A 16,983-nucleotide genomic window follows, 5' to 3' on the forward strand; every position below is an offset into this window, starting at 1 on the left:
GCCCCCCCACCAGACGGCGCGCGCGGGGGGGCCGGGCCCCCCGCCCGCACCCGGGGGGCGGGGGGGCCCCCCCGCGCGCGGGGGGGGGCGGGCGGGGGGGGCCCGCCCCCCCCGGCTCAGCTGTGGCGGCGGATCTCCACGGTGCGGAACCGGTTGGCGACGAAGGCGCCGTCGCAGTACGCGGAGTTCGCGGCCGGGTTGGCGCCGGTGCCGTGGAGGTCGGAGAAGGCGGCGGTCTGGTTGGGGTAGACGCCGCCGGTGAGGTTGAGCGAGAGCGAGACGCCGGAGTCCAGCGCGGCCTCGACCAGCAGGGCCTCCACCTCGGGCGAGGTGGTGTAGCCGGAGGCCGTCATGGCGCCCTTCTCACGGACCGTGGTGCGCAGCAACTCCACGGCGGCGGGGGTGGATTCGACGGCGACGGCGAAGGAGACCGGGCCGAAGCACTCGGTGCGGAACACCGCGCGGTCGTCCGGCTTGTCGGCGTCGAGCTTGACCAGCGCCGGGGTGCGGACGGTCGCGCCGGGGAAGTCGGGCGAGACCACCGCGCGCGGGGCGAGGGCGAGTTCGCCGTACTCGCCGCCGGCCGCGGCGGCCGAGCGCTGGAGCACGCCCGGGTTGACCACGGCGCCGAGGATGGCGGCGGCGCGGGCGTCGTCGGAGAGCAGGCCCTCGATGGCGGCGGCGAGGTCGGTGACGACCTGGTCGTAGGACTTGTCGCCCTGGTCGGTGCCGATGCCGCCGCGCGGGATCAGCACGTTCTGCGGGGTGGTGCACATCTGGCCGCTGTACAGCGAGAGGGCGAAGGCCAGGTTGCCCAGCATGCCCTTGTAGTCGTCGGTGGAGTCGATGACGACCGCGTTGACGCCGGCCTTCTCGGTGTAGACCTGGGCCTGCTTGGCGTTCTCCTCCAGCCAGTCGCCGAAGGCGGTGGAGCCGGTGTAGTCGATCATCCGGATCTCGGGGCGGACCGCGAGGGTCGCGGCGACGGTGCCGCCCTCGTGCTCGGCGGCCAGGCAGACCAGGTTGGCGTCGAAGCCGGCCTCGGCGAGCACCTCGCGGGCGATCGCGACGGTCAGCGCGAGCGGCAGCACGGCCCGCGGGTGCGGCTTGACCAGCACCGGGTTGCCGGTGGCCAGCGAGGCGAACAGGCCCGGGTAGCCGTTCCAGGTGGGGAAGGTGTTGCAGCCGATCAGCAGCGCGAGGCCGCGCGGGACGACGGTGAAGTCCTTGGTCATCACCAGCGGCTCGCGCTTGCCCTGGGGCTTGGTCCAGCCGGCCTGCCGCGGCAGCCGGGTCTGCTCGGCGTACGCGTAGGCGACGGCCTCCAGGCCGCGGTCCTGGGCGTGCGGCCCGCCGGCCTGGAAGGCCATCCCGTAGGCCTGGCCGGTGGTGTGCATGACGGCCTGGGCGAACTCGTGGGAGCGGGCGTTGATCCGCCGCAGGATCTCCAGGCAGACGGCGGCGCGCTCCAGCGGGGAGGCGGCGGCCCACCCGGGCCGGGCGGCGTCGAGCGCGGCGACCAGGGCGTCCGGGCCGGCGTGCGGGTAGGTGATGCCCAGCTCGATGCCGTACGGCGAGACCTCGCCGCCGACCTGGTCGCCGTCGCCGGGGTGGCCGTCGAGGACGAAGGGCCGGCCGAGGAGGGCGTCGAAGGCGGCCTTGCCGTCGGCCGGGCCGCTCTCGCCGTAGGCCTTCGGGAACTCGGGGTAGGCGGACCAGTAGTCGCGCGTCGCGGCGGCGGCGAGCGCGGCGTCCAGGGTGGCCTGGTGGCGCTCGACCAGCTCGCCGACGAGGGGGTGGGTGACCGCTGCGGGCATCTGTGCGCTCCTCAGAGGGGAGGACGGGACACGTCACAGGGTAACCGAACGATCGGTCGGCTCAAGAGGGCGTGGGGGACGGATTCCGCCGGGAACGGGGAAGGGGCGGGTCCCGTAGGACACCGCCCCCGTGCGCTCGGGTGGACCGGTCGTGCGACCGGGTGGACCGGTCTACGGCACGCCCAGCTCGAAGATCACGAACCCGGCGTACCAGCCCGAGGCGATCGCACCCGTCCCCAGGACCGTCGCCAGCACCGGCCAGCTGAGTTTGCGCATCCCCACCGCCAGCGCGATGAACAGCGGGAACGCCGGCAGCAGGTAGCGCGAGACGTTGCCGAAGATGCCCAGGCTGCCGAGCACCGAGACGATCGTGGCCAGGGTGTAGGCGGTCAGCACCAGCGGCGGGCGCAGCCGGACCAGCAGCACGATCAGCACCGGCAGGCTGAACACGATCAGGGTGGCCAGCAGGTCCGGCACCGGGAACGCGAAGGGGTAGTCGCCCCGCCCCAGCAGCACGCCGCGGATCGCCTGCCAGGTGCCCTGGCCGCCGTCGAAGTAGTGCAGCCAGGCGTCGTGCTGGATCCGGAAGTAGCCGCCCCACTCGCCGGTCCGCCAGCCCACCCAGGCCACGTAGCCGAGCAGGCCCAGCGGGGCCAGCAGCATCGCCGCCAGCGGGCGCAGCACCCCGCTCTCCCGGCGGTACAGCTCGACCAGCGCGGCCAGGCCGACGGCGCCGATCAGCGCCGCCGAGGTCGGCCGGTTGAGCCCGGCGACCAGGGTGACCGCCCCGGCCGCGACCCACTGCTTGGTCATCGTGAAGTAGCAGGCCCAGGCGGCCAGCGCGACGAACAGCGAGTCCGAGTAGACGGCCCACTCGGCGCCCGAGCCGGGGGCGATCGCCCAGATCCCGGCCGCGATCACGCCCGCCCGGGGGCCGGACAGCTTCTCCACCACGGCGTAGATCCCGGCCGCCGCGAACAGCGAGGCCAGCACCGAGACCAGCATCCCGGCGCCGTACAGGCCGAGGCCGGTGACGTCCGAGGTGAGCCGCATCAGGCCGGGGTAGAGCGGGAAGAAGGCCGCCGAGTTCTGCTCGATGGTGAAGCCCGGCTGGCCGCCCGGGATCGGGACCAGCGCCGGGTGGTAGCCGAACTGGGCGACCTGCTGGTACCACCAGCCGTCCCAGCTGGCCAGCACGTCCCAGGGGTTGGTGCCGCCGCCGAAACGGGCCGGCTTCTTCGCGTAGTCGCCGGAGAAGGAGAGCAGCTTCATGAAGACGGTGAAGCCGACCAGCTTGAGCACGGCGTAGCACCACACGGCCGGTCCGAACCGCACCACCAGGGCCCGGGCGCGGTCCTGCCAGGTGGGGGTGACGCTCGCCGGGTCCTCGCCGCGCTGGTCGGGCACGTCCTCGGGCAGGTCGGAGGAGACTGCCGGTATTGCGTTCATCAGCTGCGGACCCCAGCCTGCTGGACGTGGACGATCGTCCGCAGATTCTAGGCGGTCCCCCCTCCGGATGGTGTGGACCAGCTCCGGCCGGTGTGGACCGGCTCCGGCCGGTGTGGACCGGCTCCCTCCGGAGCGGACCGGCCGGACCCGATCGCGTACCCCGCCCGGCGGCCGGGGATACTCGGAGGATGGCCGATCACACCACGCGCACCGCCTACACCGTCGAGTCACTGCTCGCGGTGACCGTCGACGTGTTCAACGAGCGCGGATACGACGGCACGTCGATGGAGGACCTCTCCCGGGCGGCCGGGATCTCCAAGTCCTCGATCTACCACCACGTCCGCGGCAAGGAGGAGCTGCTGCGGCTGGCCGTCGGGCGGGCGCTGGACGGGCTGTTCGCGATCCTGGCCGAGCCGGAGGCGGTGGCGGGCCCGGCGGTGGAGCGGCTGGAGCACGTGGTGCGGCGCACCGCGGAGGTGCTGCTGGCGGAGCTGCCGTACGTGACGCTGCTGCTGCGGGTGCGCGGCAACACGGCCACCGAGCTGTGGGCGCTGGAGCGGCGGCGGGACTTCGACCACCAGGTGGCGGAGCTGGTGCGGGCGGCCGTCGCGGACGGCTCGCTGCGCGGGGACGTGGAGCCGCGGCTGGCCACCCGGCTGCTGTTCGGGATGATCAACTCGATCGTGGAGTGGTACCGGCCGGGGTTGAAGGCGGCCGACGGGGTCGCGGACGCCGTGGTGCACCTGGCCTTCGACGGGCTGCGGGCGCGCTGATCCGCCGGACAGGCCCTAGTCGGGGGGCACCTGGTCGGTCTCCTCGAACACCAGCATGGTTTGCGTGCCGAGCACCTGCGGGATGGACTGGATCCGGTTGAGGACCAGGTCCCGCAGGGCGTGGTTGTCGGCGGTGTGCACCAGCAGCAGGACGTCGAAGTCCCCGCCGACCAGGGCGATGTGGGCGACCCCGGGCAGCGCCAGCAGCTGCTCGCGCACGGTGCGCCAGGAGTTCTGGACGATTTTCAGGGTGATGTACGCGGACGCGCCCTGACCTGCCCGTTCGTGGTCCACCCGGGCGGTGAAGCCGCGGATGATGCCGTCCTCGACCATCCTGGAGATCCGGGCGTAGGCGTTCGCCCGGGACACGTGCACCCGCTCGGCCACCGAGCGGATCGAGGCTCGACCGTCCTGCTGCAGCAGCCGCAGGATCGCCCGGTCGACCCGGTCGAGTCTGGACATCTGTTCAGCCGACATGACCCCCCACCCTCGCCGATTGGACACACTGCCACCAGTCGACCGCCGCTCGGGCCGAATGTCCACCACCTTGTCACGCTTCTGGTCAAGATGAACAGACGACCGAACAATCGGTAGGGAGCCCCCGCCACCCCTGGAGGTGCCCCGAGATGACCGTTCTCGACCACAGACACCACACCGGTGTGCCCGGCTGGATGCCCGGGGCCACCGCTCCGCGCACGGATCCGGCCCCCCTTCTCCCGGACGTCTCCCCCGTCCGGGTGCTCGGCACCCCCGCGTTGGAGAAGCAGGACCCGGCGCTGCTGCGCGAGCTCTACCGGCGACTCGTCGTCGGCCGGCGCTACAACCAGCAGGCCACCACCCTGACCAAGCAGGGCCGCCTCGCCGTCTACCCGGCCTCCACCGGGCAGGAGGCCTGCCAGGTCGCCGCCGCCCTGGTGCTCGGCGAACGCGACTGGCTGTTCCCCAGCTACCGCGACACCCTCGCCGTGGTCTCCCGCGGGGTCGACCCGCTGGAGGCGCTGACCCTGCTGCGCGGCAACGCCCACACCGGCTACGACCCCCGCGCCAGCCGGACCGCCCCGCTCTGCACCCCGCTCGGCACCCAGGCCCCGCACGCCGTCGGACTGGCGCACGCCGCCCGGCTGCGCGGCGAACCGGTGGTCGCGCTGGCCATGCTCGGCGACGGCGGCACCAGCGAGGGCGACTTCCACGAGGCGCTGAACTTCGCCGCCGTGCTGCGGGCGCCGGTCGTCTTCCTGGTGCAGAACAACGGCTACGCGATCTCCGTCCCGCTCAGCGCGCAGTCCGCCGCACCCAGCCTCGCCCACAAGGCGGTCGGCTACGGCATGCCAGGGCGGCTGGTCGACGGCAACGACGCGCCCGCCGTGCACGCGGTGCTCGGCGAGGCCGTCGAGCGGGCCCGGGCCGGCGGGGGCCCGACCCTGATCGAGGCCCTCACCTACCGGATCGAGGCCCACACCAACGCCGACGACGCCACCCGCTACCGCACCGAACCCGAGGTGGAGGCCTGGCGGGAGCACGACCCGATCCTGCTGCTGGACCGCGCACTGCGCGGACTCGGCGTCTTGGACGACGGGCTGGTGCAGGACGCCGCCGACGAGGCGGAGGCGCTGGCGGCCCGGATGCGGGCCGAGTTCCACGCCGACCCGGAGCTCGACCCGATGGCCCTGTTCACCCATGTCTACGCCGAGCCGACCCCGCAACTGCGCGAGCAGGCAGCCCAGTTGGCCGCCGAGCTGGCCGCCGAAGCCGAGGTGCAGCACTGATGTCCACCGCTGTTTCCGCCCCTGCCGCCGGTACCGCCCGTACGGCGTCGATGGCGCAGGCGCTCAACTCCGCGCTGCGGGACGCCCTGCGCGAGGACCCCACCGTGCACGTGCTCGGCGAGGACGTCGGCGCGCTCGGCGGGGTCTTCCGGATCACCGACGGGCTCACCGCCGAGTTCGGCCCCGACCGCTGCCTGGACACCCCGCTCGCCGAGGCCGGCATCCTCGGCACCGCGATCGGCATGGCGATGTACGGGCTGCGCCCGGTGGTCGAGATGCAGTTCGACGCCTTCGCCTACCCGGCGCTGGAGCAGCTGTTCTCGCACGTCGCCAAGATGCGCAACCGCACCGGCGGCAAGCTCCCGCTGCCGATCACCGTACGCATCCCGTACGGCGGCGGCATCGGCGGCGTCGAGCACCACAGCGACGCCTCCGAGGCGTACTACACCAGCACCCCCGGCCTGCACGTGGTCACCCCCGGGACGGTCGGCGACGCCTACGGGCTGCTGCGCGCCTCGATCGCCTCCGACGACCCGGTGGTCTTCCTGGAGCCCAAGCGGCTCTACTGGGGCAAGGACGGGTTCGACCCGGCCGCGCCGGTCGAGCCGATCGGCCGGGCCGCGCTGCGCCGCACCGGCACCTCCGCGGTGCTGATCACCTACGGGCCCTCGCTGCCGGTCTGCCTGGAGGCGGCCGAGGCCGCGCAGGCGGAGGGCTGGGACCTCGCGGTGCTCGACCTGCGCACCCTGGTGCCCTTCGACGACGAGACGGTCACCCGGGTGGTGCGCTCGATCGGCCGGGCCGTGGTGGTGCACGAGGCCAGCGGCTTCGGCGGCACCGGCGCGGAGATCGCCGCCCGGGTCACCGAGCGCTGCTTCCACCACCTGGCCGCGCCCGTGCTGCGGGTCACCGGCTTCGACATCCCGTACCCGCCGCCGATGCTGGAGCACCACCACCTGCCCGGGGTGGACCGGATCCTGGACGCGGTCGCCCGGCTGCAGTGGGAGGACCGAGGATGATGCCCGTCGTACGGGAGTTCCGGCTGCCCGACCTCGGTGAGGGACTCACCGGGGCGGAGGTGGTGCGCTGGATGGTCGAGGTCGGCGAGGTGATCGCCGTCGACCAGCCGGTGGTGGAGGTGGAGACGGCCAAGGCCGTGGTGGAGGTGCCCTGCCCGTACGGCGGGGTGGTCACCGCGCGGTACGGCGCGGAGGGCGAGGAGATCTCCGTGGGCGCGCCGCTGGTGACGGTCGCGGTGGCGTCGCCGGCGGGGGTGGGCGAGGAGCTCGCCGCTGCCGGTGTCGTTGCCGCTGTCGCCGAGGTCGAGCGGCCGTTGGTCGGGTACGGGGTGCTCGAGAGCAAGGGCGGGCGGCGGCGCCGGGTCGGTGCGGTTGCTCCCGGTGCTCCCGGTGTTTCCGGTGCTTCCGTTGTTGCGGCTCCGGCTGTGGCTGTTGCGGCTGCGGTGGTGCCGGTGGCTCCGGTCGTGGTGCCGGTGATCTCGCCGTTGGTGCGGCGGCTGGCCCGGGAGCAGGGGGTCGATCTGACCGCGCTCGCCGGGAGCGGGCCGGACGGCCTGATCATGCGGGCGGACGTCGAACGCGCGGTCGCGGCCAAGGCGGCCGGCCCGGTGGCCGCTGCGGCGGTCGCCGCGCCCGTACCGGCCGGGCCGGACACGGTCGTCCCGCTGCGCGGGCTGCGCAAGGCGGTGGCCGAGAAGCTCGGCCGCAGCCACCGGGAGATCCCGGCCGCGACCTGCTGGGTGGATGCGGACGCCACCGAACTGATGGCACTGCGGCGGCAGTTGAACGCCGCCCCGGGCCCGAAGGTGAGCGTGCTGGCGCTGCTGGCCCGGATCTGCACGGTCGCGCTGGCCCGCTTCCCCGAGCTCAACTCCAGTGTGACGGAGGACGGTTCGGGCATCGTGCGGCACTCGGCGGTGCACCTGGGCTTCGCCGCCCAGGGCGAACGCGGACTTGTCGTCCCGGTGGTCCGGGACGCGCACACCCGCAGCACCGAGCAACTCGGCGAGGAGCTGGGACGGTTGACCGGGGCGGCGCGCGCCGGGTCGCTGACCTTGGCCGAACTGACCGGCGGCACCTTCACGTTGAACAACTACGGGGTGTTCGGGGTGGACGGGTCCACCCCGATCCTCAACCACCCGGAGGCGGCGATGCTCGGGGTCGGTCGGATCGTGGCCAAACCCTGGGTGCACGGCGGGGAGTTGGCGGTGCGCGAGGTGACGCAGCTGTCCTTCACCTTCGACCACCGGGTCTGCGACGGCGGGACGGCGGGCGGGTTCCTGCGGTTCGTGGCGGACTGCGTCGAGCAACCCGGGATGCTGCTGCGGCAGCTGTGAGCAGGGCGGGGTCGCCCTGGGTGTGCTGCTCGGCACTCAGGGCGACCACCGATCGTGTGAGAGTAGCGCGTTCCCCGGCCGGGTGTCCGGGCTTCCCGCGATTTGTCGGATGAGCAGTTCGGGCGTGCCACGCTGCCTAGGCGTCAGCAGAGACAAGCCAGGTGGTGGCGCAGGCCGGCCGGAGGCGAAACGATTCTCTTGGTTACTCGAAACGTAGCGGTGAAGTCCCGCAGAACACTTCTGATCCGCACCGGGCACGGCTCGGCGGGGGCCGCCTCCGTCCCGGGCCTGCCGGAGGCGGAGCCCGCGCGGCCGCCGATGCCGCTGGACCCGCCCGACCTGCCGCCCGCGTCGGTGGCGGAGCCCGTGCCGCTGGCGGAGCCGGTCGCTGTGGCGGAGTCCGCGTCGGTGGCGGCCCCGGTGCGGACCGGGCCGGTCGTGCCGCCGCCGCCCACCGAGCCGCCGATCGTCCCCGCGCCGAGCTACCCGGAGACGTCGTCGACCACCGGAACCGCCCCCGCCTTCCAGTCCCTGTTCGTCGACGCTCCAAGCCTCAACTGGGCCGGGCCGGGCGACAGTTGGAGCGACGCCTGGGCGGTCCAGCACCAGCCTCCGTCCCAGCTCCAGCCCCAGCCCCAGGCCCTGGCCGCCGCCGCGCCCGTTCCCGCCGTCGGTGTCGGTGTCGGTGTCGGTGTCGGTGTCGACCCGACCGAACTCCCGCTCACCGCCCAGGACATCGCACTGATCCGGGACAGCCTCGCGCTCGTCGAACCGGTCGCCGACCGGGCCACCGCGCACTTCTACGCCCTGCTCTTCCTGCAGCACCCCGAGGTCCGCCCGCTCTTCCCCGCCGCCATGGACGTCCAGCGCGACCGGCTGTTCCGCGCCCTGCTGGCCGCCGCCCGCGGCGCCGAGGACCCGGTCGCGCTGCGCACCCGGCTGAGCGAACTGGGCCGCGGCCACCGCCGTTACGGCACCCTGACCGGCCACTACGCCCCGGTGGGGGAGTGCCTGGTGCAGGCGCTGGCCCGGTACGCGGGCGGCCGCTGGGACGCGGCGACGGAACTGGCCTGGCGCCGCGCCTACCGGCTGATCTCCACGATCATGATCGAGGCCGCCGAGGAGGCCGCCCGCACCTCGCCGCCGTGGTGGCAGGGCGAGGTGGTGCGGCACGAGCAGCGCACCCGGGACGTCGCGGTGCTCACCGTCCGCCCCGACCAGGCGTACCCGTTCCGGGCCGGCCAGTACTGCAGCCTGGAGACGCCCTGGTGGCCGCGGGTCTGGCGGCACTACTCCTTCGCCTCCGCCCCCCGCCCGGACGGGCTGCTGGTCTTCCACGTCAAGGCCGTCCAGGCGGGCTGGGTGAGCAACGCGCTGGTGCGCCGGGCCGCCCCCGGGGACGTGCTGCGGCTGGGCCCGGCAGCCGGCGGGATGACCGTCGACCACGCCTCCGGTCCCGATCTGCTCTGCCTCGGCGGCGGCACCGGCATCGCGCCGATCCGCGCCCTGGTCGAGGAGGCGGCCGAGCACGGCGCCTCCGGCCGCAGCGTCGAGGTGTTCTACGGGGCCCGCAGCGCCGCCGAGTTGTACGACCTGGACGGGCTGCGCGAGCTGGCCGGGCGGCTGCCCTGGCTGACGGTGCGGCCGGTGCTGTCCGGCACCGGCCCGGCCGGGGGTGCGCTGACCGGTGAACTTCCCGAGGTGGTGGGCCGGTTCGGCCCGTGGGACGGTCGGGAGGCGGTGCTCAGCGGCCCGCCCGCGATGGTCCGGCGCGGGGTCGGGGTGCTGCTTCGGGCGGGGCTGCCGGCCGAGCGGATCCGGCACGACCTGGTCGGCGAACTGGCGGCCGGGTAGCGCCGGGCCGGTGTCGGGGACCAGCCCCGGCGACCGGCCCCGGGGCTCATCCGAGGTCGGGTGCGAGGAGCGCGCGGATGCCCTCGATGTTGGCCGCGAGGTACGCCCGGAGCCGGGGCGGGACGACGTTCACCGAGGTCACGCCCTCGCGGGTGAACGGCAGCCGGACCACCTCGTACTCGCCGTTCGGGTCCGTCACCTCGGGCCCGTGCCGTCGGCTGAGGTCCATCGAGGCCAGCCGGCAGACGAAGAAGTGCTGCACCTTGACCCCGTGCGGGTGCAGCGGGGTGCCGTCGTCGTGGTGGGTGTGGCTGATGGTGTCGACGAAGGCGGGCACCACGTCCACGACCTTGCCGCCCAGTTCCTCGTCCACCTCGCGGTGCAGCGCCTCGACCACGGTGCGGTCCTCGCGCTCGACGCCGCCGCCCGGGGTGATCCAGTACGGGTGCGGCGCCCCGGGCCGGACCCGCCGGATCAGCACGATCGAGGCCGGACCGTGCGGATCGTCCGGGTCCAGCTCCAGCAGGATCGCCCGCGCGGTCCGTTTGACCACCGGGCGCGGCGGCGGGGTTCGGTTGTCGGGGCCCATGGTGACCTCCGGGGCTGGAGCGTTGTGCGTGAGTCTCCCCGCGGAGGGAAACGGTCGAAACCCCGGGAAAGGGTCGAAACACCGGCAGAAGAGCAGAAGAGAGGTACCGGCGCCATGCAGCACAGCACTGTCCAGGGGCACCTGGCGATGAACCTCGTGGTCTCGCCCGAGCTGTCCTTCCGCACCGTGGTGGACCTCGCGTACGAGGCGGGCGATCCCTACGCGGTCCGGTTCACCTTCCACCTGCCCGGTGACGCCCCGGTCACCTGGGTGTTCGCGCGCGAGCTGCTGCTGGACGGCCTCGGCGGCCCGTCCGGCGAGGGCGACGTGCGCGTCCGGCCGCTCGGCGGGGAGCCCGCCGAGGTCCGCATCGCGCTGTGCTCCCCCAACGGGCACGCCGTGCTGCACGCCCCGGCGGCGCCGCTGACCGCCTTCCTGGCCCGGGCGGACCGGCTGGTGCCAGTGGGCGGGGAGTCCATCGGGAAGGAGCTGGACGCCGAGCTCGCGGACATCCTGCGGGGGTGCGACGCGGGGTGAGCGGGTCGTGCCGGGGCGCGCCGGGTGCTCGGTGCGCCCCGGGGGCGACGGCCGGGGACCCCCGGGGACGACGAAGGGGCCCGTACCCGGTGGACCACCCACCCGGGCACGGGTCCCTTCCACGGCCGGGTGCGACACCGCGCACGACGGATCAGTCGTCGTCCAGGGCCAGGTGCAGACCCCAGGAGACCAGGCTGATGATCAGTGAACCGACCAGCGCGGAGCCGAAGGTGGACACGTGGAAGTCCAACTCCAGTTTGGTGGAGGCCCACGAGGTGAGCAGCAGCATCAGGGCGTTGATCACGAAGGTGATCAGGCCCAGCGTGAGGATGAACAACGGGAACGAGAACAGCTTCACGACCGGCTTGATCAGCCAGTTGATGAGGCCGAAGACGACGGCGACGCCGAGCACCGTCAGCGTCTTGTGCTGCCAGTCGGCCTTGCCCTCGGCGAGTTGGATGCCGCTGACGATCCAGGCGGCGACCCAGATGGCCGCCGCGTTGATCAGTGTCTTGATGACGAAACCCTTCATGCCGCCCAAGCCTGACAGGCGGCCCGCTCCGGGGGAAGCTCCCACCGGACGAGTTGGTGCCGAACGCCCCTGGTCCCGGAGGCGGACGGGACGGAGCCGAAGGGCGGGGGCCGAGCCGTCGTAGGGTCGTGGGCATGACCCGTAGCCTCAGCGAAGAGCTCTGGGCGTCGATCGAGCCGATCTACGCCGAGATCCTCGCCCACCCCTTCATCGGCGGCCTCACCGACGGCACCCTGCCGCGCGAGGCCTTCCGCCACTTCGTCGTCCAGGACTCGCACTACCTGCGCGACTACGCCCGCGCCCTCGCCGTCTGCGCCGCCAAGGCCCCCGGCGAGGCCGACGTGCGGGCCTTCGCCGACGACGCGGTCGGCGCGCTCGCCGCCGAGCAGGGCATGCACGCCGAGTTCCTGACCGCCTTCGGCGGCACCGCCGAGGAGGCCGCCGCCGAACCGGTGCTGCCGACCACCCGCGCCTACACCAGCTACCTGCTGGCCACCGTGTACGGCGGGTCCTTCGCCGAGGCGCTCGGCGCGGTGCTGCCCTGCTACTGGATCTACGCCCGGGTCGGCGAGGCGCTGCTCGCCCAGGGCTCCCCCGACCCGCTGTACGCCAAGTGGATCGCCACCTACGGCGACGAGGCCTTCCAGTCCGTGGTCCGCCGGGTGCTGGCGCTCACCGACCGGCTCGGCGAGGAGCTCTCGGCGGCCGAACGCCGCCGGGTGGTCGAGCACTTCACGACCACCTCGCGCTACGAGTGGATGTTCTGGGACGCCGCCTGGCGCGGCGAGCGCTGGCCGGTCTGAACTCGTTCCCCCGCCGTTTCTCGGGGGTCCCCCCGGGGGGTGGGATCGGGGTGATCTAGGGGTTCTCTCCGGGCCGAAGGCCCTCGTTCCGCCGCTTCCGCCGCCGTAAGCTCGAAGCATCGAAAGCAAGCGGGATGCGGTTACCGGACGGCGGCCGACCCGAGGGGAGAAGAGGAACCGACATGGCTGAGCTCTGGAAGTCGCTGCCCTCCTGGGTGCGCAACATCGTCATCCCGGTGCTGGTCCTGGTGCTGGCCTGGAACGTCATCGCCTTCGTGTTCGGCGTGGTCGGCGCCCTGCTGAGCATCGTGATCAAGCTGCTGGTGGTCGTCGGCATCGCCGCCGCCGTGGTGATCCTGGTCAAGAAGGCCGCCAAGAACTGACCCCGCTCCGCGCACCGCGCGGAGCACCTCCGGAGGCCCGGCACCCCGTTCGCGGGGGCCGGGCCTCGGCCGTTCCCCCCGCGGATCCGTTTCGGGGACCGTCTGGACCTGCGGCGATCGGCTCGCTACCGTGTTGGCGTCATGTGCAGGCAACACCGCCTGCGACGCGGGAGCTCGGAGCACCGGGCTGAGAGGACGCTGACCGGACCGTCGACGGACGGACCGACGGCTGCGTCGACCGCAGGAACCTGGACCGGGTAATGCCGGCGTAGGGAGTGAAGGTCAGATGACCACGTTCGAAGCACAGCCGCAGCCTGCCCGCAGCACGCCCAGCAGCGAGCGCACCGGCTACCCCACCCCGGCCTGGCGCAAGGCCTACCGCGACGGATCCCGCCCCGACCTGCGGGCCCCGTACCGCGAGGTGCAGCTCACCAACGGCCGGACCGTGCCGCTGTACGACACCTCCGGCCCGTACACCGACCCGGCGTACGAGCCCGACGTGCGGCGCGGGCTGCCCGCCCTGCGCGACGCCTGGATCCGCCAGCGCGGCGACGTCGAGGAGTACGACGGCCGCGAGGCGCGCCCCGAGGACGACGGGATCAAGCACACCTCCCCGCGCGGCGGGAACCTGCGCAACCTGGACGCGGTCTTCCCCGGCCGCCCGCGCCGTCCGCTGCGTGGCCGCGGCGGCGTCGCCGTCACCCAACTCGCCTACGCCAAGCGGGGCGTGGTGACGCCGGAGATGGAGTTCGTGGCGCTGCGCGAGGGCCTGGAGCCGGAGTTCGTGCGGGACGAGGTGGCCCGCGGCCGCGCCGTCATCCCGGTGAACGTGAACCACCCCGAGGTGGAGCCGGCCGTCATCGGCACCAACTTCCTGGTGAAGATCAACGCCAACATCGGCAACTCCGCCGTCACCTCCTCGATCGAGGAGGAGGTGGAGAAGATGACCTGGGCCACCCGCTGGGGCGCCGACACCGTCATGGACCTCTCCACCGGCCGCAACATCCACACCACCCGCGAGTGGATCCTGCGCAACTCCCCCGTGCCGATCGGCACCGTGCCGCTCTACCAGGCGCTGGAGAAGGTCGACGGCAGGGCCGAGGAGCTCAGCTGGGAGGTCTACCGCGACACCGTCATCGAGCAGTGCGAGCAGGGCGTCGACTACATGACCGTCCACGCGGGCGTGCTGCTGCGGTACGTCCCGCTCACCGCGCGCCGCAAGACCGGCATCGTCTCCCGCGGCGGCTCGATCATGGCGGCCTGGTGCCTGGCGCACCACCAGGAGAACTTCCTCTACAGCAACTTCGAGGAACTCTGCGACATCCTGGCCGCCTACGACGTCACCTTCTCGCTCGGTGACGGCCTGCGGCCCGGCTCCATCGCCGACGCCAACGACGAGGCCCAGTTCGCCGAACTGCAGACCCTCGGCGAGCTCGGCCGGATCGCCCGCGAGCGCGACGTCCAGGTGATGATCGAGGGCCCGGGCCACGTCCCGATGAACAAGATCAAGGAGAACATGGATCTCCAGAAGGAGATCTGCGACGAGGCGCCGTTCTACACCCTCGGCCCCCTCACCACCGACGTCGCCCCCGGCTACGACCACATCACCTCGGGCATCGGCGCCGCGATGATCGCCTGGTGGGGCACCGCGATGCTCTGCTACGTCACGCCCAAGGAGCACCTGGGCCTGCCCAACCGGGACGACGTCAAGACCGGCGTGATCACCTACAAGATCGCCGCCCACGCCGCCGACCTCGCCAAGGGCCACCCCGGGGCCCAGGCCTGGGACGACGCCCTCTCCGACGCCCGCTTCGAGTTCCGCTGGGAGGACCAGTTCAACCTGGCCCTCGACCCGGAGACCGCCCGCGACTTCCACGACGAGACCCTCCCCGCCGAGCCGGCCAAGACCGCGCACTTCTGCTCCATGTGCGGCCCGAAGTTCTGCTCGATGAAGATCTCCCAGAAGATCCGCGACGAGCACGGGGACGGCTCCACCGCCGTCAGCACCGACTTCGACGCCGAGGCGCTGGCCGGCATGGCCGAGAAGTCCGCCGAGTTCGCCGCCCAGGGCAACAAGGTCTACCTCCCCCTGGTCGACTGACACGCTGACCGGCGCCGGGGGAGGCTGCGGCGGAGTAGCGTGGGGGTAACCGAGGACATTCCGAACACCGGCAGCAGCGCCGACGTCGCCCTGGGTGGTGATGGGTCCCGCGTGGACCGGACGGGCGGCTCCGTATGATGCCGATTCCTCTCCCCAGCTCGTTCTCCTCCGGGCCGTGGCCGGTCCCGGGCGTCCCGTTGCTCCCGCGGCTGGAACTGGAGCCGACGATGACGCGGGACGGCGTCTTCGACGGGGCCTGGTGGCCCCGTTCGGACCGTGTCCTCGCCGAACTGCCGGACCTGATCACCGCACTCGGCGCCCACTTCGGACGGATCGTCCGGGTCGGCCTCGACACCTCGGCCTGGGACGGCGTGCCCAGGTCGGTCGCGGCGAACGGCCTGACCGTCAAGATCAACTGGTTCCCCGGCAGCGACGCGACGATCAGCATCACCCGGGGCTTCCAGGACCACTTCCTGCTGCTGGTGGTGCCGCCCGGCACCGCCCCGGCGACGGCGGCCGCCGCGATGGCCGGCGCCTCGGCGACCGGGAACCACACCCCGGCCGCGGAACTGCTGCACTGAACCGGGCTGTCGGCGGGCTCCGGTACCTTGCTCGGACCGATGAGCGAGGAGGCGTGCGGGTGAGCGGTCCGGTGGTCGAGTTGGGCCATGCCGAGGGGTGGGACTTCGCGGCGGGTGCCGCGGTGGGCGCGTTGCGGCCGCAGGAGGCGCGGGCCCGGGACGCGGCGGGCCTGCCGTACGTCGTGGTGTACCGGAGCGCGGGGCGTTCGGTGCCGCTCGAAGTGCGCCTGGTGTCGTGGCGGGACCACTACGCGGGTGTGTGGGTGTACGACGAGCACGGGCGACGGGTGGAGCACCTGGAGCTGCGGCTGCTGGAGGAGGGCCGGCTGCTGCGGAGGTACCACGAGCGCTGGGGCTACTCGGGCCCGGAGGCACCGGAGTTCGACCGGGTCGCCGACCGGATGGCGGTCGAGCTGTTCCCGGGCGGACGGGGCCGGGTGTCGCACCGGCCCCGAGGGGACGCCGGGCCCAGGACGGTGACCGTGCCGAGTGCCTCCGAGGAGGAACGTTGGCTCCGGCGGCCGGACTTCGACGACTGGCCGCTCCTCTCGGCCGACCGGTGGGGGCTCGACGGCACGGTCCGGCCCACCGCGGCGCCGCTCACGGAGCCGGTGTCCGCAGCCGCGGCGGAGCCGTGGCTCCCGCCGCGCCCGGGCGGGCCGGGGGACCTCCCCGCCCTGTTCGTGCCCGGCACCCGGCTCACCACCAGCGATCACCGGGAGAACATGGTGGTGCTGGAGCCGAAGGCCGGCCCACGCCTGCGGGTCCCCAGCGGCCGGCTGGCGGTGGCCGATCCGCTCGACACCGGGCGGCCGGACATCACGGTCGAGGTGCTGCCCGGCAGCTACCCGACGGAGGTGGCGACGATCGGGTTCGGGTACCACTGCGAGTTCGAGGGTGCCTGGGTCGAGCGCACTGGGACACCAGCGCTCCGGCTGCGGGTGGGCGACGGACCCGTCGACTCCTGGACGATGGCCCTCGGGGAGGGGGACGACCTCAGGCTGCTGCGGGACGGCGAGGCGTACGGGTTCAGCACGGACGGCGCGACGGGGTGTTTTGCGGACGCCGGGGCCTGGCCGGTCCTCCAGGAGCGGTTCCGGCGCGCCCTGGTGGACCGGGACGAGGAGGCCGGTGAGGACCTCGACTCCGGCTCCGGGTTCTTCCTGCGTACCGTGGACGAGGAGTCGGGCGCGGACCTGCTCGCGTTCGCCACCGACAGCGACGGCACCCACCCGGTGTGGCTGGGCCTCGACGGGTCCGGGGGCGTGGTGTGCGTCATCGTCCAGGTGGACTGGCTGCCCCATCTGAAGATCGTCTGAGCGGCCCGGACGAGCGGCCCGGACGAGCGGCCCGGGACCAACGGTCCGGACGAGCGGCCCTGAGGCGTACTGCGGGTGCCGACCCGGTCCTCCCCCGAGGGTCCGGGGCGGCACCCTGCTCTT

General features: G+C 73.3%; 16 protein-coding genes and 1 riboswitch. Of the genes, 11 read left to right on the forward strand and 5 right to left on the reverse strand.

The window, feature by feature from the left end; translation table 11 throughout:
- Positions 1 to 116: 116 nt before the first annotated feature.
- The gene (gene paaN, locus ACFWXO_RS25130) at positions 117 to 1,817 is read right to left on the reverse strand and encodes a phenylacetic acid degradation protein PaaN (protein ID WP_375891907.1); all 1,701 of its coding nucleotides are present in this window, start codon (positions 1,815 to 1,817) and stop codon (positions 117 to 119) included.
- Positions 1,818 to 1,988: 171 nt separating this feature from the next.
- Positions 1,989 to 3,266, reverse strand: a complete 1,278-nt coding sequence (locus ACFWXO_RS25135) for a glycosyltransferase family 39 protein (RefSeq protein ID WP_380526134.1) — start codon at positions 3,264 to 3,266, stop codon at positions 1,989 to 1,991.
- A 188-nt stretch (positions 3,267 to 3,454) separates the two neighbouring features.
- Here ACFWXO_RS25135 and ACFWXO_RS25140 point away from each other — a divergent pair, with 188 nt between their 5' ends.
- Positions 3,455 to 4,039, forward strand: a complete 585-nt coding sequence (locus ACFWXO_RS25140; protein ID WP_375891910.1) for a TetR/AcrR family transcriptional regulator — start codon at positions 3,455 to 3,457, stop codon at positions 4,037 to 4,039.
- A gap of 15 nt (positions 4,040 to 4,054) precedes the next feature.
- Here ACFWXO_RS25140 and ACFWXO_RS25145 read toward each other — a convergent pair whose 3' ends face one another.
- A complete protein-coding gene (locus ACFWXO_RS25145; protein ID WP_350507326.1) occupies positions 4,055 to 4,501 on the reverse strand; it encodes an Lrp/AsnC family transcriptional regulator in 447 nt (148 codons plus the stop codon).
- Between the two features lie 164 nt (positions 4,502 to 4,665).
- On the opposite strand from ACFWXO_RS25145, the gene pdhA reads away from it, so the two are divergent.
- The 4 genes from pdhA to ACFWXO_RS25165 all read left to right on the forward strand — a co-directional run bounded on the left by pdhA (position 4,666) and on the right by ACFWXO_RS25165 (position 10,015).
- Positions 4,666 to 5,805, forward strand: a complete 1,140-nt coding sequence (gene pdhA / locus ACFWXO_RS25150; RefSeq protein ID WP_375891913.1) for a pyruvate dehydrogenase (acetyl-transferring) E1 component subunit alpha — start codon at positions 4,666 to 4,668, stop codon at positions 5,803 to 5,805.
- Positions 5,805 to 6,824 carry an alpha-ketoacid dehydrogenase subunit beta gene (locus ACFWXO_RS25155; protein ID WP_380526137.1) on the forward strand — a complete coding sequence of 340 codons (1,020 nt, stop codon included), beginning with the start codon at positions 5,805 to 5,807 and terminating at the stop codon, positions 6,822 to 6,824. Before pdhA ends, ACFWXO_RS25155 begins: the two co-directional genes overlap by 1 nt.
- Positions 6,824 to 8,161 (forward strand): dihydrolipoamide acetyltransferase family protein, encoded by a 1,338-nt coding sequence (locus tag ACFWXO_RS25160; protein WP_380526196.1) that lies wholly within the window; start codon positions 6,824 to 6,826, stop codon positions 8,159 to 8,161. Before ACFWXO_RS25155 ends, ACFWXO_RS25160 begins: the two co-directional genes overlap by 1 nt.
- Before the next feature lie 219 nt (positions 8,162 to 8,380).
- Positions 8,381 to 10,015: a globin domain-containing protein gene (locus ACFWXO_RS25165; RefSeq protein WP_380526139.1), complete on the forward strand. Its 1,635-nt coding sequence runs from the start codon at positions 8,381 to 8,383 to the stop codon at positions 10,013 to 10,015.
- A gap of 46 nt (positions 10,016 to 10,061) precedes the next feature.
- Here ACFWXO_RS25165 and ACFWXO_RS25170 read toward each other — a convergent pair whose 3' ends face one another.
- On the reverse strand, positions 10,062 to 10,604 hold the full coding sequence (locus ACFWXO_RS25170; RefSeq protein ID WP_375891918.1) for an NUDIX domain-containing protein: 543 nt from the start codon (positions 10,602 to 10,604) through the stop codon (positions 10,062 to 10,064).
- A 114-nt stretch (positions 10,605 to 10,718) separates the two neighbouring features.
- On the opposite strand from ACFWXO_RS25170, the gene ACFWXO_RS25175 reads away from it, so the two are divergent.
- Positions 10,719 to 11,141, forward strand: a complete 423-nt coding sequence (locus tag ACFWXO_RS25175; RefSeq protein ID WP_375891919.1) for an SsgA family sporulation/cell division regulator — start codon at positions 10,719 to 10,721, stop codon at positions 11,139 to 11,141.
- A gap of 151 nt (positions 11,142 to 11,292) precedes the next feature.
- Here ACFWXO_RS25175 and ACFWXO_RS25180 read toward each other — a convergent pair whose 3' ends face one another.
- A complete protein-coding gene (locus ACFWXO_RS25180) occupies positions 11,293 to 11,673 on the reverse strand; it encodes a phage holin family protein (protein WP_360242972.1) in 381 nt (126 codons plus the stop codon).
- 134 nt (positions 11,674 to 11,807) lie between these two features.
- Between ACFWXO_RS25180 and tenA the strand changes: the two genes are divergently transcribed.
- From tenA to ACFWXO_RS25205, 5 genes are all read left to right on the forward strand, one after another.
- The gene (tenA, locus tag ACFWXO_RS25185) at positions 11,808 to 12,476 is read left to right on the forward strand and encodes a thiaminase II (RefSeq protein WP_380526142.1); all 669 of its coding nucleotides are present in this window, start codon (positions 11,808 to 11,810) and stop codon (positions 12,474 to 12,476) included.
- 182 nt (positions 12,477 to 12,658) lie between these two features.
- Entirely contained in the window at positions 12,659 to 12,859 is a 201-nt protein-coding gene (locus ACFWXO_RS25190; protein WP_375891922.1) for a DUF5326 family protein, read from the forward strand.
- 156 nt (positions 12,860 to 13,015) lie between these two features.
- A riboswitch (TPP riboswitch) is annotated at positions 13,016 to 13,151 on the forward strand.
- Positions 13,146 to 14,960 carry a phosphomethylpyrimidine synthase ThiC gene (gene thiC / locus ACFWXO_RS25195; RefSeq protein WP_380526144.1) on the forward strand — a complete coding sequence of 605 codons (1,815 nt, stop codon included), beginning with the start codon at positions 13,146 to 13,148 and terminating at the stop codon, positions 14,958 to 14,960. (Overlaps the previous riboswitch by 6 nt.)
- 137 nt (positions 14,961 to 15,097) lie before the next feature.
- Complete coding sequence (locus tag ACFWXO_RS25200; RefSeq protein WP_380526198.1) at positions 15,098 to 15,541, forward strand: DUF5994 family protein; 444 nt, start codon at positions 15,098 to 15,100, stop codon at positions 15,539 to 15,541.
- A gap of 59 nt (positions 15,542 to 15,600) precedes the next feature.
- The gene (locus ACFWXO_RS25205; RefSeq protein WP_380526146.1) at positions 15,601 to 16,860 is read left to right on the forward strand and encodes a DUF4241 domain-containing protein; all 1,260 of its coding nucleotides are present in this window, start codon (positions 15,601 to 15,603) and stop codon (positions 16,858 to 16,860) included.
- Positions 16,861 to 16,983: the final 123 nt, after the last annotated feature.

It is taken from the genome of Kitasatospora sp. NPDC059088, from assembly GCF_042738155.1.
Classification (GTDB): domain Bacteria; phylum Actinomycetota; class Actinomycetes; order Streptomycetales; family Streptomycetaceae; genus Kitasatospora.